Source organism: Shewanella sp. UCD-KL21 (assembly GCF_001957135.1).
Classification (GTDB): domain Bacteria; phylum Pseudomonadota; class Gammaproteobacteria; order Enterobacterales; family Shewanellaceae; genus Shewanella.
Map to the genome: position 1 here is coordinate 97,745 of NZ_MPHK01000013.1, position 25,369 is coordinate 123,113.

The window sequence follows — 25,369 nt, forward strand, 5'->3', positions numbered from 1 at the left end:
ATATAATTTGATAAAGCGAAGAATGTTGTTGACCTGTTAACCAAAACCACTCTAATCTAAACGCCTGTTTGAAATGCGACAAAAATAAACAACAAAGGGGATAAGCATGGGGTATGACGCAGATAAAGAACTCAATCTACAGCAGTATGATTCGCTGGTAGATTTGATCGAACAGACTTGCCAACGTTATGGGGATAACGTGGCTTATGCATGTTTAGGTAAAAATACCACTTTCAGTGAAGTTGAAGCCGCATCGCGCCAATTTGCTGCCTACATGCAAAACCATAGTCAGCTCCAACCTGGGGATCGCATCGCGATTCAGCTGCCAAATATCACTCAATTTGTGATTGCAGCCTACGGTGCAATTCGAGCTGGCCTTATCATAGTCAACACCAACCCGTTATATACCGAGCGTGAGTTAATTCATCAGTTTAACGATTCTGGCGCTAAAGCCTTAGTGGTATTATCTGACTTGCTGCCGAGCTTAAATAATGTGGTCGACAACACGGATATTGAGCTGGTCATCAGTACCCATGCACTGGATTTAATCAATCCTCAACCTCAAGCTGACACCCCTTTTGCAAAAGTTGAATTTAACCACATGCTCGCCCTTGGTGAGCAATCAAGCTTTAGTCCTTACAAACCCAAGCAAGAAGATCTCGCCGCGCTGCAATACACAGGCGGCACCACGGGTTTATCAAAAGGCGCCATGCTAAGTCATCGCAATATGTTGGCAAATTCTGGCCAAGTTCGCTCTCGTATCGCCAGCACTATGACTGAAGGTAAAGACATTTTTGTCGCGCCGTTACCGATTTATCATATCTATGCCTTTATGGTGAATTTAGTCCTGTATTTTGAATCTGGCAGCTGCTCAGTGCTAATCCCTAACCCGCGCGATATTGCAGGCTTAATAAAGACTATGGCCAGTTATCCATTTACCGGCTTTGCAGGGCTTAATACCTTATTTGTTGGCCTATGCCACCAGCCAGAATTTCAAGCTCTGGATTTTAGTAAGTTAACCATCACTATCTCTGGCGGCACAGCACTAACCAGTGCTGCGGCAAACATTTGGCAAAAAACCACCGGCTGCATGATATCTGAAGGTTATGGCTTATCAGAAACCGCCCCGGTAGTGAGCTTAAACGCACCGGGTTACCAAAAGTTAGGCACTATTGGTAAACCTGTATTGGCCACCGAGGTTAAAATATTAGATATCAACGATGAAGAAGTGCCATTAGGTGAAGCTGGTGAACTTGCAGTAAAAGGTCCACAAGTGATGCAAGGTTATTGGCAAAAGCCTGAAGAAACCGCCAAAGTCATGACCCGTGACGGTTATTTTAAAACCGGCGATATTGCAATCGCTACTGAAGATGGTTTTCACAAAATAGTCGACCGTAAAAAAGACATGATTATCGTTTCAGGCTTTAATGTTTACCCTAATGAAGTGGAAGATATTTTATCCCAAAACGAATTAGTGCTTGAGTGCGCGGTAGTCGGTGTTGAAGATGAAAAGTCCGGTGAAGCGGTTAAAGCGGTGATCGTTTTAAAAGATCCCTCAATTGATGAAGCGCAAACCAAACAGCAAATTTCAGATTATTGCCGCAGCCAATTAACCGCCTATAAAATTCCACGCATTATTGAGTTTACCGAGCAACTGCCGAAAAGCACTGTGGGTAAAATCTTACGCCGCGAGTTAAGAAAGTAGCAGCCCACGGTATATAATTTAAAAGAAATATCATTCGTAACAACATCAAAAATGCCTTCACAATTGAAGGCATTTTTTATCACTCGCTAAACTTAAACTAGCCGGCGCTAAGCAGATTCTTGCTCAATGTCGATGTCAGTGAGTAATTGCAAGCTGGCAAAGGCGTTATAAATTTCACTTGTCTGCATTAGCTCTTGGTGTGTGCCCACAGCAACTACTTGGCCTTTTTCTAACACCACAATTCTGTCGGCATTAATCACGGTGGCTAATCGATGGGCAATGATCAAGGTGGTTCTGCCCTGCATCAAATTATCTAAACCTTGCTTTACATACACTTCACTCACCGCATCTAATGCACTGGTGGCTTCATCTAATAATAAAATAGGTCTGTCTGCCAATATGGCTCTGGCAATGGCAATACGCTGTTTTTGACCACCTGAGAGCTTAACGCCTCTCTCACCTAAATAGGTATGATAGCCGTCAGGTAACTCATTAATAAACTCGTCAGCTTTGGCTGTTTTACAGGCGTTAATAACCTCATCTTCGCTGGCATCAACCCGGCCATAGCGGACATTTTCCAGTACGTTAGTGGCAAAGATAACCGAGTCCTGCGGGACTAACGCATATTGCTCACGCAGCTGCGCCAACTCCAGCTGTGATATATCAAAGCCATCGAGCTTAACCATTCCCGATCGAGGTTGATAAAAACGCAGTAATAATTCAAATAAGGTACTTTTACCGGCGCCGCTTTCCCCCACCAGCGCCACACGTTCGCCCGCCTTAATATGTAAATCAATGCCTTTAATGACATTATCGGTACCACTAGGGTAAGCAAACTGCAACTGCTCTATGGTTAATTGGCCTTGGACCTTTTCAGGCAGTTGCTGTGGTGATTTAACTTGGGGTAAATCAATGGGAGTGTTCACTAGCTCGACTAAACGCTCAGCCGCCCCAGAGGCGCGCTGAATTTCACTGAACACTTCACTAATGGTGGCCACTGCACCTGCTGCCATTACCGCATAAAACATAAAAGCAGATAACTCACCAGCTGTGATGTTGTCCGCCATGACATCTTGCGCCCCAACCCACAGCACCAAAGCGATAGCGGCAATACTTAAAAACATCACTGATGAAATAAGAATAGAGCGATATAAAATTCGGCTTTTAGCCGCGGTCATCACAGCTTCAACTTGCTCATTGAACACGTAGCGATCTTTACTTTCATGGCCGTAGGCTTGCACGGTATGAATTTCATGGAGGGTTTCATCGATATACGCCCCCAAATCGCCAACTTTATCTTGGCTGGTTCGTGAATACTGACGCACTTTTTTACCGAGAAAAATAACCGGAACAAACACCATAGGCACGGCCAGTAACACTAAGCCTGTTAACTTAATACTGGTCAGCGTCATCATCACTATCGCGCCTAGCACGGTAACACTTGAGCGAAACGCCATTGACAAACTACTGCCCACCACACTTTGCAATAACGTGCTGTCAGCGGTAAAGCGTGAAATCACTTCACCGGTGCGCTGCTCGGCAAAAAATGCCGGCGATAATGACAGTAAATGGTTATACACTTTCAAGCGAATATCGGCGATAACCCGCTCACCTAGCCATGTCATTAAGTAAAAGCGACAAAAAACGGCGCTGCCACTCACTGCGGTTATCACTAAAATAAACAAGACGATTTCATTTAGGCGGCCAGCGTTATCAGCCACAAAGCCTTCATCGACCATCATCTTTACCCCTTGGCCTAATGACAACCAAGCAAATGATCCTATGAATAAAAAGATGATTGCCGCTAACACTTTCAGTCGATAAGGCTTAAGAAAGGTCATAATCCACGGCAAGACTGGAAATGCTTGTGTAGACGAGGGCTTGTTTTCAAGCGGCTGTGAAGGCGAGTCTGTAGTCAAAATGGATACCAATAAAAACTAAGTAGCCAAATAGTATCAATAAACAATCAAGCAGATGAAGATAAATATAGCATTGACCATACTGAGCCAATGATTGAACTCAGCATTGTTGCAAAATGGTGCGAGTTTTCTACTATTGCTTGCACTAAAACAAAAACAGCAGATTAGCTCAGGCTGTTACTGTCAATGGTTTTCAGTGAGCGTAAAAATATCCCTAAGCCGCCAACACTCAGCACTAAGATAACAATTAATTCAAACGCACTCATATGGCTAAAGCGAAAATTAATTGAGCTAATCACGCCGAAAATGAGCGCAACCAGTGAGCCAAAGGTTAAGATCCAGCCAAAAATATTTTTGGCATTGTAAAACATCAACCCGACTCCAAACATAAATGGGATCATGATCATGCCACTGGTCAGGTTCATACCACCCATTCTATATAGACTATGCCCCATACCAAATGAACTGGTGATTTTAATGGCATTCAGTAGCATATAAAAACCGCCGCACATCATAATCAAACCAATAAAAAATGACCCAATACCACCTGACGTTCCACCTGCACCTTTCATACAATTCCCTTGTAAATGTTAATGTTATTAGCGCGTTGAGCTTAATCTATTGCCTATGTAATCTAGCATCAGTCACAGCGACGCCGCAAACCTTATCAGCCTATGTCGAGCAAATACGCCACAGGGCACTTTGGCTGTAAAGGGTCGTCATTTTAGATATGGATATTAAACGGGGCGATTAACTGCAGATAAGCCCTGAGTTCCCCTCGCACAATAAACGCTTATCTGCGATAATTACCGGCTATTTTGATGATGTTGATGACAGGTAATTATAATGACGGCAAACCAATTCTCATGTGAAGGAATTGAGTTAACACTTTTTCGCTATCCAAAGCAGCAAGAGTCCAACCTGCAAGCTTGGGATGCCGCCGATGAACACCTGATAAAGCATATTATTGAGTCAAGCCAGATTGAGTCAAGCCAGATTGAGTCAAGCAAGAGCCCAGTTAATACCGCCATCATTAATGATAATTTTGGGGCACTGCAATGCGGCCTTGTTGCGATAGAGCCAAGCTGGCCTTTATTTGTTGAAACTGACGCTAAAACCAGTTTACTGGGAGCTGAGTTAAACTTAGCAGCCAATCAACTGCCATCAGATAATATCCAGCGCTTTCATAGCCGTGAGCTATTACCTGACACCTTGCAGCTAGTGTTAATGAAGCTGCCAAAAAACCTCAGTTATTTTGCTCATCAATTGCAGCGCTTATCTCAGGTTTTACCCAAAGGTACCCAAGTACTCATTGGCGCTAAAGCAAAAACCATCAATAAAGCAATTCTAGCCCTGATTGAGAAAAATTTAGGGGCTGCCAATGCCAGCTTAACTTGGAAGAAAACCCGCATTATTACCTGTGTGGCCGACGGCAATAAACGACCACTGGCTCAAGCTGTCACCTGGCCTGTTGAAGCTTTTAACCTCAACATTAGTAATTTAAGTAATGTTTTTGCCGCCAACAAGCTCGATATTGGCGCTAGGATCATGCTCGATAATTTACCTGAAGGTGAGTTTAACAATATTATTGATTTAGGTTGTGGTAACGGTATTTTAGGCCTTAGAGCGGCTCAGGTTTACCCCAAGGCAAACATTCATTTTGTTGATGACTCTGAAATGGCTGTAGCATCGAGCCGTCATAATTGGCAGGCCAATGGCTTGGCACCAAACCAAGCGCAGTTTCATTGGGATGATTGCTTAACCCATTTAGATGAGGATCTGGTGGCAGACTTGGTGTTATGTAACCCTCCTTTTCATCAAGGCGAAGCCATTACCGATCACATCGCATGGCAGATGTTTTTAGATGCCCGCAAACGTTTAGCCCCAGGCGGCATGTTACAAGTGGTGGGTAATCGTCATTTAGCCTACCATGTGAAATTAAAGCGCTTATTCAAAAACTGTAACACGGTAGCGTCAAATGGTAAGTTTTTGATTTTACAGGCGATTAAGTAAGCCAAGCTGCCACTAACTTGGTTCAAGCCCTTGATTAAATTTGTGATTAAGCCTTTAAGCTAAAGGCTTAATCAGCCGACTTATCCGGTGACTCAGTTTTACTAATCACAGCTAATCACTACAAATCACTACAAATCACTGCAAAGCTTAGCTTTAGCTCTGCGCCTCAAGGTACTGTTTAAAATGGCGCCAGTGCCGTTGAATCTGCTCACAAGCACGCTCACTTAAGTTATCGCTAATGTAATTTATTACCACATTTGATGCTTAAACTTATCATGCTCATACTTGCCATGCTGGTACTTACTATGCTGGTAGTTACAATAATGGTTTAAATTAAAGGCTAACTAGACCGTCCAATGGCAAATAAATCAATTTTAATATACTGAGCGACAGCAGAGTAGTGACGCGACAACCCAAACAATGCGATGGGGATTAAGGAAATGCGTTGCCTGCAGCCTTAAAAACAACTGAGACAGACAACAACGATTGGTAATAAGTATCACAAAATTGGTTAACCAACCACATTCACTTCAGCCGCTCAATTATCGTTACCCAAAAAAGAATAAATATCATTCTCAGTAATCTTGTTACAATTTAGTAAGAAAAAAACTTGTTAACTCGTGAGCTATTAGCAAATTTTTTTTAAAGATTTGCCATCTATAAGCCACTCTTTTGAATAAAGCATACTCTAATCGTTTAAAGCCAGTTCAAATAAATTGGCAACAGTTCCTTATAGATAAGCGATTAATAAGCTTCTAACAGCGAGTTGATACTCAGCTAACAAGCTCTATTTTAATGCTGCTGTTTAAAACAACAGAAATACGGCCATAAAAAAGGACGCTAAGCGTCCTTTGAAGCGAGTGTTGATGTGCTAACTTAATCTATTAACCAAGTTATCAATTGAATATAAATCACGCTTCTCACTGTTTTTACGTCTCACTTCTTCAAGTGATTTAGCCTCAACAGTATCAAACAATACATTAATCAAGCGATTAAAGTGTTTATGCATCGCCAAGCGCGCCTCTGAAGCATCTGATGCAGCTAATGCCTCATAAATAGCTGTATGTTCATCTAAGGTCTTCTGGTTATCTTTACTACAAACACTGTCGTAGTCGTCAATAATTTTTGGACTTGACGCCCGCAGTGCCCACAAACTTTCAAACATTTTGATTAATGCACCATTACGAGTGGAATTAGCAATGATGTTATGAAACATTTGATCAGCCTCTTCTATATAAGACTTATTTTCCATCATAATCAATGTCTTATTTAACTCTACCAGCTCTTCTTCTGTGATGGTGTTTGCTGCAAGTGCAGCGATTTCACCTTCAACAAGTGCTCTAGCTTGTGTCAATTCAAAGGCGTTAATTTTGTTTTGAGTTTGCGACTGATTGACTGATTGTAAAACGTAAACACCCGAGCCGGTTTTAACTTCAATTTTTTCTCGTACTTCTAGTGCAATAATCGCCTCACGAATGGTTGGACGGCTAACATCAAACTTTTCAGCTAGCTCCCTTTCTGGAGGTAAACGACTACCAGGTACATATTCGCCGCGAGTAATAGACGCTTCAATCTCTTCTACGATGCGCCAAAACATACGTCTATTTTTCATGTTTGGTCCTTCAATTTATTCAAAAAATTACAATTTGCATGAGTACATCATATCGATTTAGTAATTCAACGCAAAGCCTATTTATCACTTTAGAATACCACTCAGCAACCACTTAAGCAGCAACAACTGTTACCTTAATATTATTGGTAATAACAAAAAGTAAAGTTTATTTGATATTGGTAACACAAAATGGTTGACACCAACCGTCGCCATTGGTTAGTTTCTATGCAGAAAAAAGTTGTATTTAAAGATCATGTTTAAAGGATTGTGTTCGCAGTTTAATACAATATTTTATCTGGGGAGATAAACGTGAAACTTAATAAAATCAGCAACGCATTAAGGTTAAGTAGACTTAACTGGCAACCAACGTCAGCGCTATACAGTTCAGCTCTGTTAACCTTATTAAGTGCGCCCGTCCTTGCACAAGATGATGTAGATAAGCTTGAGGTTGCAGCGCCTACTACTCAAGTTTCAGAGCAAACGCAAACGACCACCAGCAATTATTGAGGTAGGAGTTTATTTACGATTAAAGCGTCACTAAAACTCAGTATAAAAATAACAACGAGCGTACTAATGCATTATCAATATTTACCTCGCAAGGATAAAAACTTAAAACATATTGCCCTTATGCTGTGTCTACCGGCATTAAGTCCTTTCTTATCGCTCAATGCCGCCACTTACACAGTGAAGACCCCTGTGGAATATAACCAAACAATAAAAAATATTGTTGCCGGTGATAAAATCATCCTCGCTGACGGTATTTGGCAAGACTTTGAAATCAACTTTACAGGTCAAGGCAGCAAAGCTGCGCCCATCACACTGTCAGCGCAAACCAAAGGCAAAGTCATATTATCAGGCCAATCTAATTTGCGATTATCTGGTCAGTATTTACATGTGAGCGGTTTGGTATTTAAAAATGGCTATAGCCCAAGCCGTGAAGTGATTGCCTTTAAAAGCAGTGATGATGAATTTGCTAATCACTCGCGGGTATCAGAAGTGGTCATCGACAACTTCAATAAGCCAGAGCGATTTGATTCTGATCAATGGGTCACCCTCTATGGTAAAAATAACCGCATCGACCACAATCATCTCGTCGGCAAACGTAATAAAGGCGTGACTTTAACGGTGCGATTAACATCGCTGTTTAGCCAGCAAAATAATCATCAAATTGATCATAACTACTTTGGCCCTCGGCCAACTTTGGGCTCCAATGGCGGTGAAACCATCCGCATTGGCACTAGCCATCATTCCATGTCGGCATCGCAAACCGTTATCGAAAATAACTACTTTGACCGCTGTGATGGTGAAGTAGAAATCATCTCCGTTAAGTCCGGCAACAACATCATCCGTAACAACACCTTTTTTGAATCTCGCGGCACCCTAACCCTACGCCATGGCAATGCTAACCAAATAACTGGCAATGTATTTTTAGGTAATGGCGTTGAGCACACTGGCGGCGTGCGAGTGATTAATCGCGATCAAAGTGTTAGCAACAACTACTTTGAAGGCTTAAGCGGTTATCGCTTTGGGAGTGGCTTCACCATTATGAATGGCGTACCTAACTCGCCGTTAAATCGTTATCATCAAGTGGTTAATGCCAATATTAATCACAACAGTTTTATTGATGTAAACCATATTCATTTAGCCGCTGGCAGCGATGCTGAGCGCTCTGCTGCGCCGCAACAGTCTAACTTTGCAGATAACCTGTTGGTTAATCGCAATCAAGTATCACCCTTTGCCATTTTTGATGATATTTCAGGGATAAGCTTTACTAACAATGTTTCTAATGAGCTTGTTTCTAATAAACTTGTTCCTAATAAGCTTAACAATAACAGCATTACTCAAGGCATTGATGCGCAATCGATTACACTTGTGCAGGCAAAAAATGGCTTGTTATATCCAAGCGATAACGCCTTAAGCGCCTATGGGGTATCGGCCTCTCTGACTCCCACGTTAAAAAACGCAACTGGCGTGAGTTGGTATCCGAAAACAGAACCTGAAATCGCCTTTGATTCAGGCAATCACATCGCTGTTTCAAGCGCGCAAGAGCTTAAGCAAGCCATTCATCATGCAAGTGCTGGCGATGTTATCACACTCAATAACTGCGAATACCTGCTTGAGCAAGTGTTACTTATCAATAAGCCGCTCACCATCAAGGCGCGAGAAAACCACCAAGCCAAATTGAGTTTTACTCAAACAAGCTTATTTGAAATTCAAAATAACGGCAGTTTAAAGCTCGATGGTTTAGTCATTAGCGGTAAAAATAGCACTAATATTACGGGTAACGATGTTGCAGAAAACAGTGTGGTAAAAACTGCAAGCGCCGGCATGTTAACCAACTATAGATTCAGCCTATTAAACAGTCACATCACACAGCTTAATAGCCCGCATTCATTTCACTTTTTTGACTCGGGTGCGCGCGCTTTTGCCAATAAAATTGTCATTAGCAATAACCACTTTAGCAACATTAGTGGTGATGTTTTAAGGCTTAACAAAGAGACTGACGATAAAGGCATTTATAACGCTGAGTATGTACAAGTAAACAATAATCAGTTTGAACATATCCAAGGCTCACTGGTTAATTTATACCGCGGCGGCAAAGACGAAAGCACCTTCGGCCCTCACCTTTCCTTTGTTAATAACCACATCAATCAGGTGGGGCTTGGTAAACGCAATCCCTTCAAAGCCAGCTTGTACCTTCATGGCGTGCAAGTGACCGATATGGCTAATAATCAATTTACCGATAGCGCCGCAGTCAAAATAGAACACACCACCGGCGACCCCATCTCAAAGCTCAGTAATAACCAATTTTCTCATACCGCTCAACCCAGAATTACAGAGCTTTATGGACAACTTAAAACTAAAAATAAGCAGTAGGAGTCACAATGAAACAGAGCGAACATTTTTTATTTGGAAATGAAACAGAAATTGAAGACATTGGCGGCGGTTTAAAGCGTCAAATGCTTGGGTTTAATCAAGAGTTAATGGGAGTGAAAATTTGGTTTGAAAAAGGCGCCATTGGTTACAACCATGCCCACAGACATTCGCAAGTCTCATACGTTGTAGAAGGTGAGTTTCACTTTAATATCGATGGCGTCACTAAAATTCTAAAGCCCGGTGATAGCTGTATGATCCCACCGCATACAGATCATGGCGCCACTTGCCCAACTGGCGGCATTTTAATTGATACCTTTAGCCCAGCAAGAGAAGATTTCATTGAGGAATTAAAATGAAAATCAACAACCTGCGCTGGTGGGTGATTTTGCTCATCGCAATTGCGACAGTGATTAATTATATCGACCGCTCAGCGCTTAGCGTGCTGTGGCCAGATATCGTTGAAGATATATTCCCTAATGAAACCGCATTAGAGCGTAAACAGATCTATGCCAATATCTCGATTGTATTCATATTATCCTATGCCTTTGGTCAGGCAATATTCGGCAAGATATTTGACTGGATTGGCACTCGACTCGGCTTTGTGCTTTCTATTGGTGTGTGGTCAATTGCCACTGCTGCCCATGCGTTTGCGCAGGGCATGTTGAGCTTCAGTATCTTTAGAGCGATTCTTGGTGTAACTGAGGCGGGTAACTGGCCTGGGGCCGCTAAAAGTAATGCTGATTGGTTTCCCACAAAAGAGCGTGCTTTAGCTCAAGGCATCTTTAACTCAGGTGCGGCAATTGGCGGCATTATATCGATTCCACTTATCGCTTATATGACAGTGTATTTTAGCTGGCAAATGGTCTTTGTTGTCATCGGTTTAGTGGGGCTACTTTGGCTAATCCCTTGGATTATTTTAGTGAAAGCGCCACCTAAGTCTCATCCTTGGATCACTGTGGCAGAGCGTGAATACATTTTAACCGGCCAACGATGCACTAACGCTGACGATGCAGTTGATACCCAAGAATATAACCCGACCACTACTGAGTTACTTTCTCATAAGCAAAGCTGGGGGGTGATTATTGCCTCTGCAGCCATCGATCCTATCTGGTGGCTGTTTGTTTTCTGGATCCCTATTTACCTCAATGAAGTGTACGCCATGGATGTTAAGTCGATTGGAATATACGGTTGGGTGCCTTATGTGGGAGCAATGCTTGGGGCATGGTTTGGTGGCTTACTGGCACAAAACCGCTTAAAAGCAGGTTGGGATACTAATAAAACCCGTAAACTGACCATAACTTTGGGCTGTTTGATTATGTTGCCATCGCTTTTATCTATGGCAAACCCAGGTGGGCCAACGACCGCGGTGATGATCATGGCAGTGATCTTGTTTGGCTTTCAAACCGCTATTGGTAATGTACAAACACTGCCCAGTGATTTATTTGGTAAAAAAGCTGTAGGCACATTGGCAGGGTTTTCAGGCATGGCGGCAAAACTGGGTGCATTAGGCTTAACTGCGTTAGTGCCCTATTTAACGGCTGACGGTAACTACACCCCTGCATTTGTTATTGGCGCATCATTAGCTGTGATTGCCATCGCTGCGGTGTGGATATTAATCCCCAGAATTGAGCCTGTTAGCCCCAAAAGCAAATAGCCTCAGCAAGGAATCTGGTTTAAACGATTTAGCATTACATTTTCTAGCGATATAGTTTATGTTCTGAGCAAACATAAACTCACTAGATAATTTTCGCTGGGGCTGCACCCAAATAGCCCTTTTTTATTTGGTGAGACCTACTTAGCATGTACTCAACCCCTTCCGAGTATCTGTTAAGTAGGTTAAGCCTTTGTTATTGGCTATTAGCTACTGGCTACTAGCTTTAGTGATTATGATGCTCTTCGCTCAAGGTTTTTACGCTATCAACCTCAGTATTGAGCTTTAAATCAACTTGAGCAGGTGGCGCCAATAACACCGCTAACCTTTGCTTTAATGTTAACCCTGCCATAGTCGCTTCCTTAAACATGTCTCGCCATTCAGCAAAGCTGACAATGAATGGGTTAAAGCTATTAACCGGCTTGGTAATGCCATAGATCACTGTGTCATTTTCAGGCTCAAAGGTATTAAATAATTTATCCCAAATGATCAGCACCCCTGCATAATTTTTATCTATATATTGTGGATTACGGCCATGGTGCACCCGATGATGTGACGGCGTGTTAAAAATAAGCTCAAGCGGGCCTAGCGATTTAATCGCTTGGGTATGCACAAAAAACTGTAAGCCCAAATTAAGCAGTACTACAAATACCACCCAATTGGGGTCAAATCCAATCACCACCAAGGGCAGCCAAAACAGCCACATTCCCGCTAAGGGGTACATCAAGCTTTGCCTAAAAGCAGTGCTGAAATTCATATTTTCAGAGCTATGGTGAACAACATGAGCCGCCCACATCCAGCGCACACCATGGCTTGCGCGGTGAAACCAGTAATAACAAAAGTCTTGGGCAATCATCAGCGCAATAAAACTGCCAACGCCCATTTGAATATCAAACAGCTTCCAATCAAACACCATAAGATATAATTTGGCGATAAATAATCCGGCCAATATATCAGTTAATTGATGCATTGCGGCAAGGCAAAAGTTACACGCAACCTCCATTGGCGTGTATTTGGCTGACTCGGGTAACTTATTGGCTCTAACGCCTAAAAACCACTCCAGTAAAATGCACAGGACAAATAGCGGCGCTAACACCAATAACAGGATTTCAGGGTGAGTGATCAGTGTATTCAAATCCATTGAAAACCTTCTTTATTTTTTATAATTGTATTTAATGAATCTATTAATAAGTCCATTAAAGCTTTAGCAGCAATAGGCTTAGTTTTAGTGGCATTGGTTGTAGTGACATAGGTTGTAGTGGCATAGATTTTAATGGCATAGGTTGTAGTGACATAGTTAATTACCACTTAGCGAAATGATCTTCAGTGAGCCCAAGTTGATTTTGTAACTGATGCACCCGGCCATTATTGTCGGTTATCTGGCCACTAAAGTAGCCGATATACTGCCTGAAATTACTTTTAAGAAACCCAAGGTTTATCTTCTCACTGCGACACTTTAATGCGCGAAAGCTTAAATCAATTTGATTGTCGCCGCCGGTGATATACCAATTATCGTCACTGAGCTGGCGATTAAAATCAAACCGTACCGCAGGCATAAGGTGGCGCTCACCATTAATCCATAACACGTTTTCGGTATCGCCGGTTTCATTAACGCCTGCGGCTAAGTTAAGCCCCAACACACCCGATTCAACTTGAGTATTGATTGAGGCCCAGCGCCAGCTGGTTTCTCGGCGCATATAGCCTGCAGAAAAGTCATAACCCGCTAAAGCCTGATTCAGCGGCTGGGGTTCATCATTAACCGTTAAACAGCCTGATACTTTTAAACCATTGTGTTTTTGGGTATAGGTCCAACCGCTGTAGCCAGTGGGAGTGCATAAACTCATGGGCAAACTTAACATGGGCGCAGTTAAGGTAAGCTCAGCCTGAATATTGTCTGCGGCGATATTTAACTGCCAGACACCGTCTTTAATAATAAATTCAATCTGAGATTGGCGATGTTTAATGCGTGATTGACCATTTTTAGGTGACTGTGACAGTGACATCCCCAGCGCTAAGGGTTTTAAGGTTTGTGTCTGTGTTAGGCGATTTTTTTCAATGTCATAGAGGTAACAAAAGCTGCTGCCAACATAGCGAATATCGGCAATGGCGACTCCGATGATATAACGTGGGGTGGTGATATTAATAAATTGAAATTGCTTAAAATCGACATATTTTGCAAATGAGGAATTAAGTTTATCCATGTCATTAAAATAGCTAAATTGCTTAACACCAAGATCTGCAACAATGCCATCAAAGTGACCATAAATAGGTTGGCCGTCATTGTTGATTAACGATTCAGGCGCTAATACTGAGCTAGGTTGTCGATGATTTATAGCCATTTATCATCCAATTAATATCATTATTATTTGAGTCTAACTTCTATACTTTCAAGCCTAAAGTCAATGATTTGTTGTCAGCAGATATCACCAGTAATCTGTCATCACCAAGCCAGTGTAACCTGATAGATAAATGCGCTAGTGAAACAGATTAACTCAGGTGATTGGGCTGGCAAGGCAGTAAAAATCTGTTATTCTGAGGCCATCATTTTTTACCGTTTTGTGACATGAAATCATTACCTTTGTTGTTATGCACCTCGTTATTTCTTTCAGCTTGCGCCAGTTATACCCCAACCCATATTGCGCTTAATCCCAGTGTTCCCCAACCACTGAATCAAATTGACCAATATGCCACTGTTGCGGTAAACACCATTGATGTGCGCAAAGCTAATTTTATTGTTCGCTTTAATAAAGAAGGTGAAGCGGCAGAATTAATTAGCCCAAGTGAGCCCATTAGGCAGCAACTAGACAGTGTCTTTAAGCAAGCCATGACCAAAGTGGGCTATCAAGTTGACCCTGCGGCGACCAATTCAGCTGAATTTCAATTAGATTATTTACTCACTGATGTCACCGAATCAACCTTTGGCTTTGAGGCAAAGACCACTCTAACCATCAATGTGGTTGCTAAAAATCAAACCCAAGAGTTCACTAAAATATATAACGCCAAAGGTTTATTAAAGGGCCCATTTAGCCCTGATTACGCCACCCTAGAGCTGGATATGAATAAACTCATCGATGAACTGACCAGCAAAATTATTAATGATGCTGAACTGCACCATTTCTTACAACAATAACCAAGGAAGAAGCCATGCTTAAGTGGATGTTAGCCAGTGTATTTACATTAACAACCATGGCTGCTCAAGCAGCCGTTGATATTCAGCCCGATACCCTGTATCCAAAAGTTGAATTTGATACCACCATGGGCAAGGTCGTTGTCGAGCTTGATAGAACCCGCGCGCCGCTCACTGTAGATAATTTTTTAACCTATGTGGTCAAAGGCGATTATGACAATACGATTTTTCACCGCGTGATTGCTGACTTTGTGGTTCAAGGTGGTGGATTAACCTCTGAATTTGAAGAACTACCGTCGATGGACCCTATCGTTAATGAGTCGGGTAATGGTTTATCCAATAGCATGGGCACCATTGCCATGGCCCGTGATAACGACCCCCACTCAGCCACACGTCAGTTTTACTTCAATGTAGGCGATAATAAAAACCTCAATCCTTCCAAGCGCCGTTGGGGTTATGCGGTATTTGGCGAAGTCGTAGAAGGAATGGCAGTGCTTGAAGCCATGTCATATGTTCCAACTGGCCATAATGCCCAACTCAATTGGCCTGATGTGCCCGTTACAGAAGTTAAATTGAATAAAGCCACACTACTGAAACGATAAACCTTATAAAATTCATGGTTATAGGTGACTCATTTACGTGACGTAAATTCATCAATCATCTAAAAAATCGGCGTTAAATATACATTTAACGCCGCTTTTTTTAGTGTTTTCACAATGCTTAGCAATGATTACCTAGTCATAAATACTGAATTTTATCTTACTTTGTAAATCCGAGTAAATATTCAAGATAACCTACTATACTTTAGTATAGTAAATAACAAACTTTGTTCATCAATAAATGGAATTATAAGGACGCTTCTCATGCCAATTAACATAACAACGCCAAAGACGATGACGCCCAATGATTTTATAGAAACCAAAGCCCCCCAACTGGCGTATTATGGAAAAGCCTTCTTAGATAACCAATTAGATCACAATGAAATCAAGCTCTACATGTGGGATGTATTGGAAAAGTGGCAAGCCGTCGATTTAGATAAAACCCCTGAGACTCTGATTCCAACTGATACTGAAAAAGTATTTTGGCATTTATTGCACTGTTTTCATGAGTGGCCAGCAATGGTTATCCGCGGTAATCAATATTTACGTCAACAAGTTCACGATTGCTGTGATTACATTAATATTGGTGGAAAAGTCCCTCAAGGCTGTGTAGGCATTAGACCCACTATTTAGTGGGTCTTTTAGTTACAACACAGCTTGTAATAAGCGCCATGCTAATTACTTTTTTATTATTTGACTCATCAATATAACGAGTGCCCACTCATAGCAGCGATGAGCTTCAACTCATGCTTTAACTAATGCTTTAACTAATGCTTTAACAAACCTGAGTGTTACAAATAGCCTTGTTTATTGACCAAACTCAAATTGCTGCACTATTAATAACTTGAACCATCTAGCGACCCCGCTTAAGCTAGAGCCATTCTCCTCTCATCAGTTGTCTTATGTCAGAATTATTTAGTCGAACTCGAGAAGCGCTATCTGTTTATTACCATAAGCGCGTGGTTATTCTGTTATTACTCGGATTCTCGGCTGGCCTCCCCTTGATGTTGGTATTTTCAACCTTGAGCTTTTGGTTAAGAGAAGCTGGCGTTGACCGCGCCGCCATTGGTTACTTTAGTTGGATAGCCCTCACCTACGCCTTCAAATGGGCCTGGTCACCACTGGTTGATCGCATGTCTCTGCCTATTTTTACTCGCTTTTTTGGCCGCCGCCGTGGCTGGATGCTATTTGCGCAGTTATGTCTGGTAGGCGCCATTACCGGCATGTCATTTAGCGATCCCTTAGTGGATTTAGAACGGCTTGCCATTTGCGCTTTTTTACTGGCGTTAGCCTCTGCCACCCAAGACATTGTTATCGATGCATTTCGTATTGAATCTGCACCTGAAAAAATGCAGGCCGCCCTTGCTGCAGCCTACCAAGTGGGTTATCGCGGCGCGATGATTGTCGCCACCGCAGGGGCGTTAACCATTGCCGCTTGGGTTGACCCTGGCAATGATGGCTACAATCTTGAGTCATGGCAAACCGCTTACTTTGTGATGGCGTTATTAATGTCAGTGGGGATTATTACCACTCTTTGCAGCAAAGAGCCTGAAGTTGACACCAAAAGCGCTGATGAACAAGAGTTACAGCTTAAACAACGCTTTGCACAAAAGTATCCGCCTAAGCTTGCAGCGCCTTTGGCTTGGTTGTATAGCGCCAGCGTTTTACCCTTCATCGACTTTTTTAAGCGATATGGTAAAACTGCGATACTGATCTTATTGCTCATTTCTTGCTATCGTATTTCAGATATCGTTATGGGCATTATGGCGAATGTGTTCTATGTGGACATGGGCTTTAGTAAAGAGGAAATTGCTTTTGTCAGTAAAGTCTATGGTTTAATCATGACCTTGGTGGGCGCGGCATTTGGCGGGGTTTTATTAGTGCGTTATGGCACCATGAAGATCCTCTTCTTAGGTGCATTATTAGTGGCTATTACTAATCTGTTATTTGCTTGGCAAGCTTACATTGGCTACAACATGCCGTTTTTGACCTTTGCCATTTCAGTGGACAACTTCAGCGCTGGTATTGCTACCGCAGCCTTTATTGCCTACTTATCAAGCCTAACCAGTAGCGGTTACAGCGCAACTCAATATGCTCTGCTGTCATCTATCATGTTGCTGTTCCCTAAATTTATCGCGGGATTTTCTGGAGTTTATGTGGATGCCTTTGGCTATGTAAATTTCTTTATCGCCGCCAGTCTAATCGGCTTTCCGGTACTGATTTTAATTAGTTTGCTGCAGCGCACAGCTAAAACAGAACCCCCTAGTGAGCCCCTTGAAGATATTGAGTCTCAATAAACGAAATAGCCGTCTTTAAAAAGACGGCTAGCAACTGAATAGCAGCACTTGATTGCGACTACTTAATCTCGAAAGTTATTAAATTGAAACGGCTGGCCTAAGTCAGCTTCTTTAGCAAGGCGCATGACCGCTTGTAAGTCGTCACGCTTTTTGCCTGTTACTCGAACCGAGTCACCTTGAATCGCAGCTTGTACTTTAAGCTTGCTGTCTTTAATCGCTTTGACTAATTTTTTGGCGATAAGTGTTTCAATACCTTCTTTAAACTTCACTTTTAGGCTGAAGGTTTTACCGCTATGTACCGTCTTGTCATCCACATCCATGGCTGCCGGGTCAACATTACGCTTACTGAGCTGAATGCGTAAAATATCCACCAACTGCTGACATTGAAAATCATCTTCGGCTTTTAAAGTCACCACATGATCTTTGTATTCGATTTCAGCATCTTTACCGCGAAAATCAAATCGTCCCGCCAATTCACGACGAGAGTTTTCAACGGCATTACGTAATTCAACTTCATCAACTTCTGATACGACATCCATAGATGGCATAGTCATTCTCCAATAAATTATTTAGGGTTATTTTAACACTCTAAGCCTGTAGGCAAAGCCTAGACTAAAGAGAAAACAATTAATAGTTGGAATTTAATGACTTTGAGCGCTGCTTTTTTTATTATTGATTTACTCAAACGACATTGCATCCAGCTAAGATCTGTACAGCATGAAATTGAAATTGTTTTTTACCGCCGCTTTTGCTTTAGCTGTCCTCATCATCAGTTACTTGGTTTTCTCTAAACCTAACTATCCAATGACGTTTTCTAACATGGATAAAGTCGGCCATACTGTCAGTTTTTTTGGCTTAACCTTTTTAGCTTATTTTGCCTTCAAACCTAAGTGGTATTGGATGGCGCTGATAATGACTGCCTATGCAATATTGATTGAGCTAATACAGTCACAAATCCCTTATCGTAGTGCCTCTGTTGCTGATGTGGTTGCTGATTTAGTCGGGGTGGTATTATTTTACTTATTGCTATTTGTGTTTAGAAAATATCAAGCAGCAAAGTTATTCAAAAAGCGTCCGCTCAAATCTGCCCTATAGCACCCAAGAGAAACCACATGCCACAGCGCAATAACAGCAACCGCAATCTCCTTAACACTACCCAAAAACCAGCTTTTGATGTTAGCGACAATCATGTTAACGATAAGCATGTGTATCAGACTGATATTGCGATCATAGGGGCTGGCGCTATTGGCAGCTTGCTGTACTGCCAGTTAGCAGCAATCAAGCAGCCATTACTACTCACACGCAGTCGCTCTGTAGGCGCTACAAGCCATGATGATTTCTCTACAATCACTCTTGAAACCCTTAGCGGTGACAGTTTGCATCAACCCTGTATCCAAGCAGACATTAATCAGCTTAACAAGGCTGCCTTAGCCAATATTAAATTAGTCATAGTCTGCGTAAAGGCTTATCAAGTGACTGATGCCATTAGCTCTATATTGACGCTTATTCCACAGGGTTGTCATATTTTGCTGCTGCACAATGGTATGGGGCCACATTTACAGGTGTTAGCCCTACTTAAGCAACAGCCGCAACTTAAACAGGGGTTATCTTTAGGCACGACATCTCAGGCGGCGCTAAAACTTGGCCCGCTGCAGGTGCGCCATACCGGTAAAGGTAAAAGCATTATTGGCCATTTATCTGGCCCAGTAATGCCTTTAGCAATCCAAAACCAATTACTGGCTGCTGTTGAAGATATGTCGGTAGTCGATGATATCGTCACTAGTTTATGGCAAAAGCTTATAGTTAATTGCGCCATTAATCCGCTGACGGCATTAGCACAATGCGCTAATGGTGAATTAGCCCAGCCGCAATATAAGCTGCAAATCGAGGCGATAACTCAAGAGTGCATCATGGTCGCCAAAGCTGATGGGGTTAACCTTTCGCTGCCTGATTCTGTTGCCATCATCAATCAGGTTATTAAGCTTACAGCCAACAATTTTTCGTCTATGCATCAAGATATTCATCACAATCGCAAAACCGAGATACAGCAAATTAACGGTTACGTGGTCGCCCGCGCAGCGCATCACGGTTTAACAGTGGCGATGAATCAAAGCATGCTAACTAAAATAACCGCGCTAGAAAGCGCGCAATAAACCCAATAGATGAAAAACCATAGCTATGAAAAAACAAGCCGCTAAGCTTATGTTATTGCAGCCCAAAACCTTATTACAGCCTCAAGCCCTGCCGTTTAATGCTCCAGTCGGTTTTATCTACCTTGTTGCCGTTATCGCCATACTGGTAAGCGTGAGCTACCTTGATCGACCTTTGGCAAGCTTTTTACATGATAGTAAACCAAGCGACTTTGGATTAACCCCAGTATTTAAACTACTGGCCAATACCCCATTAGCCCTAGAAGTATTGGCAGGCGTAGTTGTTTTAATTGGCTTATTGACTGGTAATAACGGCTACAGGTATTTAGTTAAGCCCATAGTGTTAGTGGCTATTAGCGCCACTATGGTTCGTGTTGGAGCTAAAATCATCTGCGGCCGCACCTGGCCAGAAACTTGGATAAATAATAATCCCTCTTGGATTGAGCACGGCGTGGAGATGTTTGCGCCATTTTCACTGTCGCAAAGTTACCATTCGTTTCCGTCGGGGCATGCGCTATTCACCTTTGCCTTCGCCAGTTTATTTTGGCAATACAGCCCAAAGCTTTACTGGCTGTGGTTAACCGCCATGGTAAGCGTTTTTATCGGTCAATTAGGGCAAAACTACCATTACCTCGGTGACTTACTGGCAGGAGCTGTACTAGGAGTATTGATAAGTCAGCTGGTAAGTCATTATTGCCTTACTCGCGTTTCAGCCGCAAAAGTCTCTCATCACTAACAGGTTTGGGTTCGTTGGTTATAGTTAGCTGATTTTAGCCGCTTAAATGTCAATACCAAAACCAACCACAAATTGGTAATCATCTTGTTTGGGGATCTCGCCATCTGAGTCTGCTTGCGGTTTGTTGATATGATCCCAAATAAACGATAAATCTAAATCAAAAATATCGGTTAGCTCAATTTCTATTGTTGCTAATGCATGGTGCGTATAACCACCAGAGTTATCATCCCCGTACTGCACTCGATACGAAGTAATAAAGTCGATATCACTGGTGATTTCAGTATCGTAAACAGTTTCGATAACCACAGTTGCCGAGCTACTGTCTTCATCTTCACCCGCTTCAACGGTATCAAATTTAGTATAGGTATAAGCCGGACCACCACTGATATTCCACTCGGTTTTGGCGTTATCAATAATGGTATAACCCAAACCCGAACCTAGGGTTAATTTGTAATCGATATTGAGAAATTTATCGGTATAAATCTCAGCGAATACAGGACGCAAATAGAATTGCTTTGATAAGAACCAATCGAAGTTGGTATTAATACGATTATTATTAATCTTCTCTTCGCTATCTGACTTTGAATAGTTACCAATATAATCAAGATTAAAGCGCGACTCCGTGGTGCGGCGAACGGTTTTAGCAATGGCATTATAATCAATTTGCTTGGTATTACCGGAGCGTAAATTAGCCCCTAAAGAAATCTTACTCGACCAATAATTGGCTTCAGATTGCGCCCCAGCAATAATGGTTAAAATTTGCGATTTATCAAACGCTTCACCATCTAGATAACTGTTACCATCTTGCACAATTAAGCGGCCAGTTTTAGTGGATAAATCGATAAAACCAATACTAACAATGCCGGCACTTTGTAGCGCTTTGACGTCTTCCCAGTCAATGTAAATGGTATCAAGCTCATCACTGTCAAACTCCAGTTTGTCGTCATAAAGGCTTTTAATCTCACCTTTTAATAACTCAAGTGAAGTTAATTGCAGCCAGTCATACTTAGTGTCTTGGGGCATGAATAATTGTTCAGGTGAAAGCGCTTCAGTCGTGGTAGCAGGCAATGTCTCACTATAAATTGAAGAGCTAAATAACAATGATAAGCTGGCAAAAATCATTGCCATACTAATATTAGGTGAACTGCTAGGAGAACTGTTAGGAGAACTGTTATAAGAACAGTTTTGAGAATTGTGATGAGAACAGTTTTGAAAATTGTGATAAGAATTGTTTTGAGAATTGTGATGAAAGTGGTGATGAAAGAAATAGTTATAAAAACAGTGACGAACATAGCGACCAACAAAATGTTTCATAAAACTCTCCCTGAAAAATGACCTCCTGCTTTACATCAAATCAGTATAGTACGAAAAAACATCAAACTTAAATCGTCAATAGGGATTAATTTTATGCACATTTTTACTGGAGTCATTTAGCTCCACATAACCAGAATAGCGGCCACAGCAATCAGTATGAACCCTAAAAACTCGTTAATTTTTATTTTTTGCTTAAGCCAGAAAGCACTGATCAACAAAGTGAAAAACACTTCTATTTGTCCGAGGGTTTTGACATAGGGCACAGCTTGTAGTGACATCGCACTAAACCAGCCAATTGAGGCTATACAGCTGCAAACACTAATGAGTAATGTCAGTTTGGGCCTTTGCCATAATGCCAATAAAGTCATCCGATCTTTAAGGCCAAGGTAGCTCACCAGTATCAGCGTTTGTAATCCAATCACTGAGACCAGCACCCAAGCCGCGCGATGGGTAAATGGAATGGGATCTGACAAACTAGGATCGGTTATCAAAAGTAAACTGGCTTCTCTGACCCACAGTGAAGTAAAAGCAAACGCAACGCCGCTACCAATACCGATCACAATAGTATTAAGCGATAAGCGTTTAACCCCGCGCTGAGTACTCAAAAGCATCACAGCCACAGCGCCAATTATCACCCCAAGCCAGCCCAATAAGCTCAAGCTAGTACCAAAAAACAGTACACCTAATATCGCCGCAACCAGCGCTTCACTTTTCGCAAGCCCAGCGCCAACGGCAAAGTTCTTTAATTGAAATAATTTAACCATCAAACCCGTAGCTAAAATTTGCATCAAGGCTGCACCCATCACAAAGCCATAAAACTGATAACCAAAGGTTGGTATGCTGCTGGGTTGCAGTTGATAAAGACTGAGTAAATATATGGCAGCTATGGGGCCAGCCCAAATAAAGCGTGCTAGGGTAACACCACTGACTTTTACGTGCTGACTCAGCTCACTTTGAAAAGCATTGCGCCAAGACTGCATAAAAGCGGCCAGTATAGTAAGTGCTATCCACATTGATATATACCCAATAATTCAGATAGTTGAGGTTTAATTTGATAACTAATTTGATGGCTAATTTTTATGACTATAAAGTATCACAAACTGAGCAGCGGATTGTTGGTAATTGGTTGTAGTTTAGAATCATGAGATAGGTGGTCGCGAGCATTTTAATTTTTTACTTAAATGTTACTGGGGGCATAAATGATTTATACCCCTACATGTTTTTGGATAGAAATGAGTTAGTAACGCCCTATTAGCTACTTATTCTACAGGCTCATTTTCAGCCTCGATTTCTATAAAGTCTTTTACTACATCATCGCCAATTGAGAAATTTATATTCAATGTAATATCTTGGTTTAGGCTAGGTATTTCAAATACTGAAAAGTCACCTGAGATTTTATTTAGGTGAACACTACCAAAATTAAAATCATTTACACTACAGCTCAACACTCTTGATAAATTAACATTCATAAATTCAGTTGAAGTGTTATTTATTAAGTAATTGCAGAACTCCTTACCTTCCTCTGTTTCATTATGTTCACAGCTCTTTGAGAAGTTAGCCCAATCATTAATTAATATAACTTTTAGAGGTTTACTGACTTTTGATTTGCTAGCAAAGGAAATTAAGTGTTCGCACAACTTATCATCTTGCGCTGATGCAATAAATGGCATTCCAATAATTGATATTAATAAAACTTGAAAGTTACACCTAAACACTAGAAGTACCTAACGCTCCCATAAGCCGTGAGCAATGCTGGCGCAATTGGTTGCACCTTTTTTCATTTGCAATCAATGTGGTAGCATTGCGAATGAACAAGTGAGATCAGAGTAAACTTTAAATAAGGGAGTTGATTAGCACATCATTATTGAATGGCTTCATCTCTAAATGGCACTCTCGATATTCTTATTCGAGATTAGCCAACTCTGCCCTTAAGTGGTTTTACTTTAAACTGATTTGTGGCTTTAATTCAATATTTTACTTAATGTATATTGGCTAGGTTAAAAAAGACTATCACTTCAATCTAACCCATTACCTGCCACAAGTGATATATAGGATATACAAATGTCGCGATCACATTGTCAATGATGTTCCCGACATCATAATGACATTACCCATATCCCTATGGGTCAGATATGAAAGAGCGACCTTATTCGCAAACACAACTGTGACCCACTGGAAGTTCCAGTTTTAGGTGAAATAATAACCAAAATGGATTAAGTGAGTGAAATGATACTAAACAAAGGTAAATGGAAAGGCAGAAAGACTCTAGTTATATTGATTCTAGCTATAGTTCCTAATATTCTGTTTTTTGTCTATAAAGATGCGATTCTTTACGGTTATCTGTTTTATAGTCGCGATTATACAGAGGATAAAAAAAGAATATCACTTTCAGGAGAGAAAGGAGAAGTTAGGTCATTAGAGCTAAATGATTACTACATGGTTATTAAAGGGGAACCAGATGTAAAGTATTTTGTTTATGGTAGTTTATCTGCATTTCAAAATGGTGTTATCTTAATTGAGAGCATTACCTTTGATAAGAACATGACGTGGTTTAATTGATACGACTAACCCAGTTAAGACATAATTGATTTAACTGGAGATTCAAATGAAAATACGTAAATCCTATTCAAAAGAATTCAAGCTTGATGCCATTGCACTGGTAAGAGAGCAAAATTACAGTATTGCTGAAGCCGCTAGAAATTTAGAGGTGACTCCTCAACTACTCGGTCGCTGGATAAAAGAAGCAGAAAATGATGATGGTCATGCATTTAGAGGTAATGGCAAGTTGACTCCTGAACAGGAGGAGATCCGCATGCTAAAAGCACAAGTAAAGCGCTTAGAAATGGAACGTGAAATATTAAAAAAAGCGACGGTCTTCTTTGCCAAAGAAACGAAGTAAAATACGCGTTTATTGCCCAAAATAAGAAGATCTGGCCTGTGATATTAATGTGTCACGTGTTGGGTGTGAAAAACAATAATTACTACAGCTATCAAAAGCGAAAGTCTCTGGCTCCTGTTGATACAGAGCATCAAGAGATATTGCAATGGGTGAAGAATATTGCCGAGTTTAGCGATAATACCTATGGACAAAGACGCATTCAAAAGGTATTGAATTCACTTGATTACCCTGTTGGGCGTAGGAAAACAGCGCAACTGATGAAAGAAGCAAACGTTTGGGTGCGCTATAAAAAGAAGTACAAAGCAGCAACCAACAGCGACCACAAGAAACCTATATATGAAAATGAGCTTGAACAGGATTTCGATGTTCAATGCGCTAATCAAGCGTGGGTTCAAGATATTACGTACGTATGGACGGCTGAAGGATGGCTGTATCTAGCAGTCGTAATCGATCTCTATTCCCGTAAAGTT

23 protein-coding genes and 1 pseudogene are annotated in these 25,369 nt (G+C 41.4%); 15 read left to right on the forward strand and 9 right to left on the reverse strand.

Annotation, left to right across the window (positions count from 1 at the left end; all coding sequences use genetic code 11):
• Positions 1 to 106: 106 nt before the first annotated feature.
• On the forward strand, positions 107 to 1,705 hold the full coding sequence (locus tag BM739_RS12905) for an AMP-binding protein (protein WP_076541233.1): 1,599 nt from the start codon (positions 107 to 109) through the stop codon (positions 1,703 to 1,705).
• Positions 1,706 to 1,812: 107 nt separating this feature from the next.
• On the opposite strand, the gene BM739_RS12910 is transcribed toward BM739_RS12905, so the two are convergent.
• Positions 1,813 to 3,558: an ABC transporter transmembrane domain-containing protein gene (locus BM739_RS12910; RefSeq protein ID WP_303046097.1), complete on the reverse strand. Its 1,746-nt coding sequence runs from the start codon at positions 3,556 to 3,558 to the stop codon at positions 1,813 to 1,815.
• 230 nt (positions 3,559 to 3,788) lie between these two features.
• On the reverse strand, positions 3,789 to 4,196 hold the full coding sequence (locus tag BM739_RS12915; protein WP_076541237.1) for a hypothetical protein: 408 nt from the start codon (positions 4,194 to 4,196) through the stop codon (positions 3,789 to 3,791).
• Positions 4,197 to 4,470: 274 nt separating this feature from the next.
• On the opposite strand from BM739_RS12915, the gene BM739_RS12920 reads away from it, so the two are divergent.
• Positions 4,471 to 5,637, forward strand: a complete 1,167-nt coding sequence (locus tag BM739_RS12920) for a methyltransferase (protein ID WP_076541239.1) — start codon at positions 4,471 to 4,473, stop codon at positions 5,635 to 5,637.
• A gap of 871 nt (positions 5,638 to 6,508) precedes the next feature.
• On the opposite strand, the gene BM739_RS12925 is transcribed toward BM739_RS12920, so the two are convergent.
• Positions 6,509 to 7,249, reverse strand: coding sequence for a FadR/GntR family transcriptional regulator (locus tag BM739_RS12925; RefSeq protein ID WP_076541241.1), 741 nt, complete (start codon positions 7,247 to 7,249; stop codon positions 6,509 to 6,511).
• 309 nt (positions 7,250 to 7,558) lie between these two features.
• On the opposite strand from BM739_RS12925, the gene BM739_RS12930 reads away from it, so the two are divergent.
• From BM739_RS12930 to BM739_RS12945, 4 genes are all read left to right on the forward strand, one after another.
• Positions 7,559 to 7,756 carry a hypothetical protein gene (locus BM739_RS12930; RefSeq protein WP_076541243.1) on the forward strand — a complete coding sequence of 66 codons (198 nt, stop codon included), beginning with the start codon at positions 7,559 to 7,561 and terminating at the stop codon, positions 7,754 to 7,756.
• Positions 7,757 to 7,822: 66 nt separating this feature from the next.
• Positions 7,823 to 10,126 carry a polysaccharide lyase 6 family protein gene (locus BM739_RS12935; RefSeq protein WP_076541245.1) on the forward strand — a complete coding sequence of 768 codons (2,304 nt, stop codon included), beginning with the start codon at positions 7,823 to 7,825 and terminating at the stop codon, positions 10,124 to 10,126.
• Between the two features lie 8 nt (positions 10,127 to 10,134).
• Positions 10,135 to 10,482 carry a cupin domain-containing protein gene (locus BM739_RS12940; protein WP_076541247.1) on the forward strand — a complete coding sequence of 116 codons (348 nt, stop codon included), beginning with the start codon at positions 10,135 to 10,137 and terminating at the stop codon, positions 10,480 to 10,482.
• Positions 10,479 to 11,780 carry an MFS transporter gene (locus tag BM739_RS12945; RefSeq protein ID WP_076541249.1) on the forward strand — a complete coding sequence of 434 codons (1,302 nt, stop codon included), beginning with the start codon at positions 10,479 to 10,481 and terminating at the stop codon, positions 11,778 to 11,780. The genes BM739_RS12940 and BM739_RS12945 overlap by 4 nt, the downstream gene beginning before the upstream one ends.
• A 223-nt stretch (positions 11,781 to 12,003) precedes the next feature.
• On the opposite strand, the gene BM739_RS12950 is transcribed toward BM739_RS12945, so the two are convergent.
• Positions 12,004 to 12,918, reverse strand: a complete 915-nt coding sequence (locus BM739_RS12950) for a sterol desaturase family protein (RefSeq protein WP_076541251.1) — start codon at positions 12,916 to 12,918, stop codon at positions 12,004 to 12,006.
• A gap of 160 nt (positions 12,919 to 13,078) precedes the next feature.
• Positions 13,079 to 14,116, reverse strand: coding sequence for a DUF2804 domain-containing protein (locus BM739_RS12955; protein ID WP_076541253.1), 1,038 nt, complete (start codon positions 14,114 to 14,116; stop codon positions 13,079 to 13,081).
• Between the two features lie 224 nt (positions 14,117 to 14,340).
• On the opposite strand from BM739_RS12955, the gene BM739_RS12960 reads away from it, so the two are divergent.
• The 4 genes from BM739_RS12960 to BM739_RS12975 all read left to right on the forward strand — a co-directional run bounded on the left by BM739_RS12960 (position 14,341) and on the right by BM739_RS12975 (position 17,800).
• Positions 14,341 to 14,907, forward strand: a complete 567-nt coding sequence (locus BM739_RS12960) for a YajG family lipoprotein (protein WP_076541255.1) — start codon at positions 14,341 to 14,343, stop codon at positions 14,905 to 14,907.
• 14 nt (positions 14,908 to 14,921) lie between these two features.
• Positions 14,922 to 15,506 carry a peptidylprolyl isomerase gene (locus BM739_RS12965; protein WP_076541257.1) on the forward strand — a complete coding sequence of 195 codons (585 nt, stop codon included), beginning with the start codon at positions 14,922 to 14,924 and terminating at the stop codon, positions 15,504 to 15,506.
• Positions 15,507 to 15,797: 291 nt separating this feature from the next.
• The gene (locus BM739_RS12970) at positions 15,798 to 16,136 is read left to right on the forward strand and encodes a hypothetical protein (protein WP_076541295.1); all 339 of its coding nucleotides are present in this window, start codon (positions 15,798 to 15,800) and stop codon (positions 16,134 to 16,136) included.
• A gap of 269 nt (positions 16,137 to 16,405) precedes the next feature.
• Positions 16,406 to 17,800, forward strand: coding sequence for an MFS transporter (locus tag BM739_RS12975; protein ID WP_076541259.1), 1,395 nt, complete (start codon positions 16,406 to 16,408; stop codon positions 17,798 to 17,800).
• Positions 17,801 to 17,862: 62 nt separating this feature from the next.
• Here the strand turns inward: BM739_RS12975 and BM739_RS12980 are convergent, their stop codons facing one another.
• Positions 17,863 to 18,348 (reverse strand): YajQ family cyclic di-GMP-binding protein, encoded by a 486-nt coding sequence (locus BM739_RS12980; protein WP_076541261.1) that lies wholly within the window; start codon positions 18,346 to 18,348, stop codon positions 17,863 to 17,865.
• A 169-nt stretch (positions 18,349 to 18,517) separates the two neighbouring features.
• Between BM739_RS12980 and BM739_RS12985 the strand changes: the two genes are divergently transcribed.
• From BM739_RS12985 to BM739_RS12995, 3 genes are read left to right on the forward strand one after another with little or no spacing between them, the layout of a single operon-like run.
• On the forward strand, positions 18,518 to 18,895 hold the full coding sequence (locus tag BM739_RS12985) for a VanZ family protein (RefSeq protein WP_076541263.1): 378 nt from the start codon (positions 18,518 to 18,520) through the stop codon (positions 18,893 to 18,895).
• 17 nt (positions 18,896 to 18,912) lie between these two features.
• Positions 18,913 to 19,953 (forward strand): ketopantoate reductase family protein, encoded by a 1,041-nt coding sequence (locus BM739_RS12990; protein WP_083698159.1) that lies wholly within the window; start codon positions 18,913 to 18,915, stop codon positions 19,951 to 19,953.
• A 25-nt stretch (positions 19,954 to 19,978) separates the two neighbouring features.
• Entirely contained in the window at positions 19,979 to 20,686 is a 708-nt protein-coding gene (locus BM739_RS12995; RefSeq protein ID WP_076541265.1) for a phosphatase PAP2 family protein, read from the forward strand.
• 42 nt (positions 20,687 to 20,728) lie between these two features.
• Here the strand turns inward: BM739_RS12995 and BM739_RS13000 are convergent, their stop codons facing one another.
• The 3 genes from BM739_RS13000 to BM739_RS13010 all read right to left on the reverse strand — a co-directional run bounded on the left by BM739_RS13000 (position 20,729) and on the right by BM739_RS13010 (position 23,715).
• The gene (locus BM739_RS13000) at positions 20,729 to 22,000 is read right to left on the reverse strand and encodes a YdiY family protein (protein WP_254843543.1); all 1,272 of its coding nucleotides are present in this window, start codon (positions 21,998 to 22,000) and stop codon (positions 20,729 to 20,731) included.
• 116 nt (positions 22,001 to 22,116) lie between these two features.
• Positions 22,117 to 23,013: a DMT family transporter gene (locus BM739_RS13005; protein ID WP_076541267.1), complete on the reverse strand. Its 897-nt coding sequence runs from the start codon at positions 23,011 to 23,013 to the stop codon at positions 22,117 to 22,119.
• Positions 23,014 to 23,259: 246 nt separating this feature from the next.
• Positions 23,260 to 23,715, reverse strand: a complete 456-nt coding sequence (locus BM739_RS13010; protein ID WP_217697844.1) for a hypothetical protein — start codon at positions 23,713 to 23,715, stop codon at positions 23,260 to 23,262.
• A gap of 502 nt (positions 23,716 to 24,217) precedes the next feature.
• On the opposite strand from BM739_RS13010, the gene BM739_RS13015 reads away from it, so the two are divergent.
• Positions 24,218 to 24,559, forward strand: a complete 342-nt coding sequence (locus BM739_RS13015; RefSeq protein WP_139326884.1) for a hypothetical protein — start codon at positions 24,218 to 24,220, stop codon at positions 24,557 to 24,559.
• 46 nt (positions 24,560 to 24,605) lie between these two features.
• Positions 24,606 to 25,369: pseudogene (locus BM739_RS20525) on the forward strand (IS3 family transposase); the annotation flags it as partial.

Excerpts from the sequence above, each read along its gene's own strand:
- BM739_RS12945 (WP_076541249.1), top strand. The coding sequence starts at position 10,479 with ATGAAAATCAACAACCTGCGCTGGTGGGTGATTTTGCTCATCGCAATT.
- BM739_RS12965 (WP_076541257.1), top strand. The coding sequence starts at position 14,922 with ATGCTTAAGTGGATGTTAGCCAGTGTATTTACATTAACAACCATGGCT.
- BM739_RS12950 (WP_076541251.1), bottom strand. The coding sequence starts at position 12,918 with ATGGATTTGAATACACTGATCACTCACCCTGAAATCCTGTTATTGGTG.
- BM739_RS12995 (WP_076541265.1), top strand. The coding sequence starts at position 19,979 with ATGAAAAAACAAGCCGCTAAGCTTATGTTATTGCAGCCCAAAACCTTA.
- BM739_RS12905 (WP_076541233.1), top strand. The coding sequence starts at position 107 with ATGGGGTATGACGCAGATAAAGAACTCAATCTACAGCAGTATGATTCG.
- BM739_RS12975 (WP_076541259.1), top strand. The coding sequence starts at position 16,406 with ATGTCAGAATTATTTAGTCGAACTCGAGAAGCGCTATCTGTTTATTAC.
- BM739_RS13000 (WP_254843543.1), bottom strand. The coding sequence starts at position 22,000 with ATGAAACATTTTGTTGGTCGCTATGTTCGTCACTGTTTTTATAACTAT.
- BM739_RS12935 (WP_076541245.1), top strand. The coding sequence starts at position 7,823 with ATGCATTATCAATATTTACCTCGCAAGGATAAAAACTTAAAACATATT.
- BM739_RS12955 (WP_076541253.1), bottom strand. The coding sequence starts at position 14,116 with ATGGCTATAAATCATCGACAACCTAGCTCAGTATTAGCGCCTGAATCG.
- BM739_RS12970 (WP_076541295.1), top strand. The coding sequence starts at position 15,798 with ATGACGCCCAATGATTTTATAGAAACCAAAGCCCCCCAACTGGCGTAT.
- BM739_RS12940 (WP_076541247.1), top strand. The coding sequence starts at position 10,135 with ATGAAACAGAGCGAACATTTTTTATTTGGAAATGAAACAGAAATTGAA.
- BM739_RS12915 (WP_076541237.1), bottom strand. The coding sequence starts at position 4,196 with ATGAAAGGTGCAGGTGGAACGTCAGGTGGTATTGGGTCATTTTTTATT.
- BM739_RS12925 (WP_076541241.1), bottom strand. The coding sequence starts at position 7,249 with ATGAAAAATAGACGTATGTTTTGGCGCATCGTAGAAGAGATTGAAGCG.
- BM739_RS12920 (WP_076541239.1), top strand. The coding sequence starts at position 4,471 with ATGACGGCAAACCAATTCTCATGTGAAGGAATTGAGTTAACACTTTTT.
- BM739_RS12990 (WP_083698159.1), top strand. The coding sequence starts at position 18,913 with ATGCCACAGCGCAATAACAGCAACCGCAATCTCCTTAACACTACCCAA.
- BM739_RS12960 (WP_076541255.1), top strand. The coding sequence starts at position 14,341 with ATGAAATCATTACCTTTGTTGTTATGCACCTCGTTATTTCTTTCAGCT.
- BM739_RS12980 (WP_076541261.1), bottom strand. The coding sequence starts at position 18,348 with ATGCCATCTATGGATGTCGTATCAGAAGTTGATGAAGTTGAATTACGT.
- BM739_RS12985 (WP_076541263.1), top strand. The coding sequence starts at position 18,518 with ATGAAATTGAAATTGTTTTTTACCGCCGCTTTTGCTTTAGCTGTCCTC.
- BM739_RS13005 (WP_076541267.1), bottom strand. The coding sequence starts at position 23,013 with ATGTGGATAGCACTTACTATACTGGCCGCTTTTATGCAGTCTTGGCGC.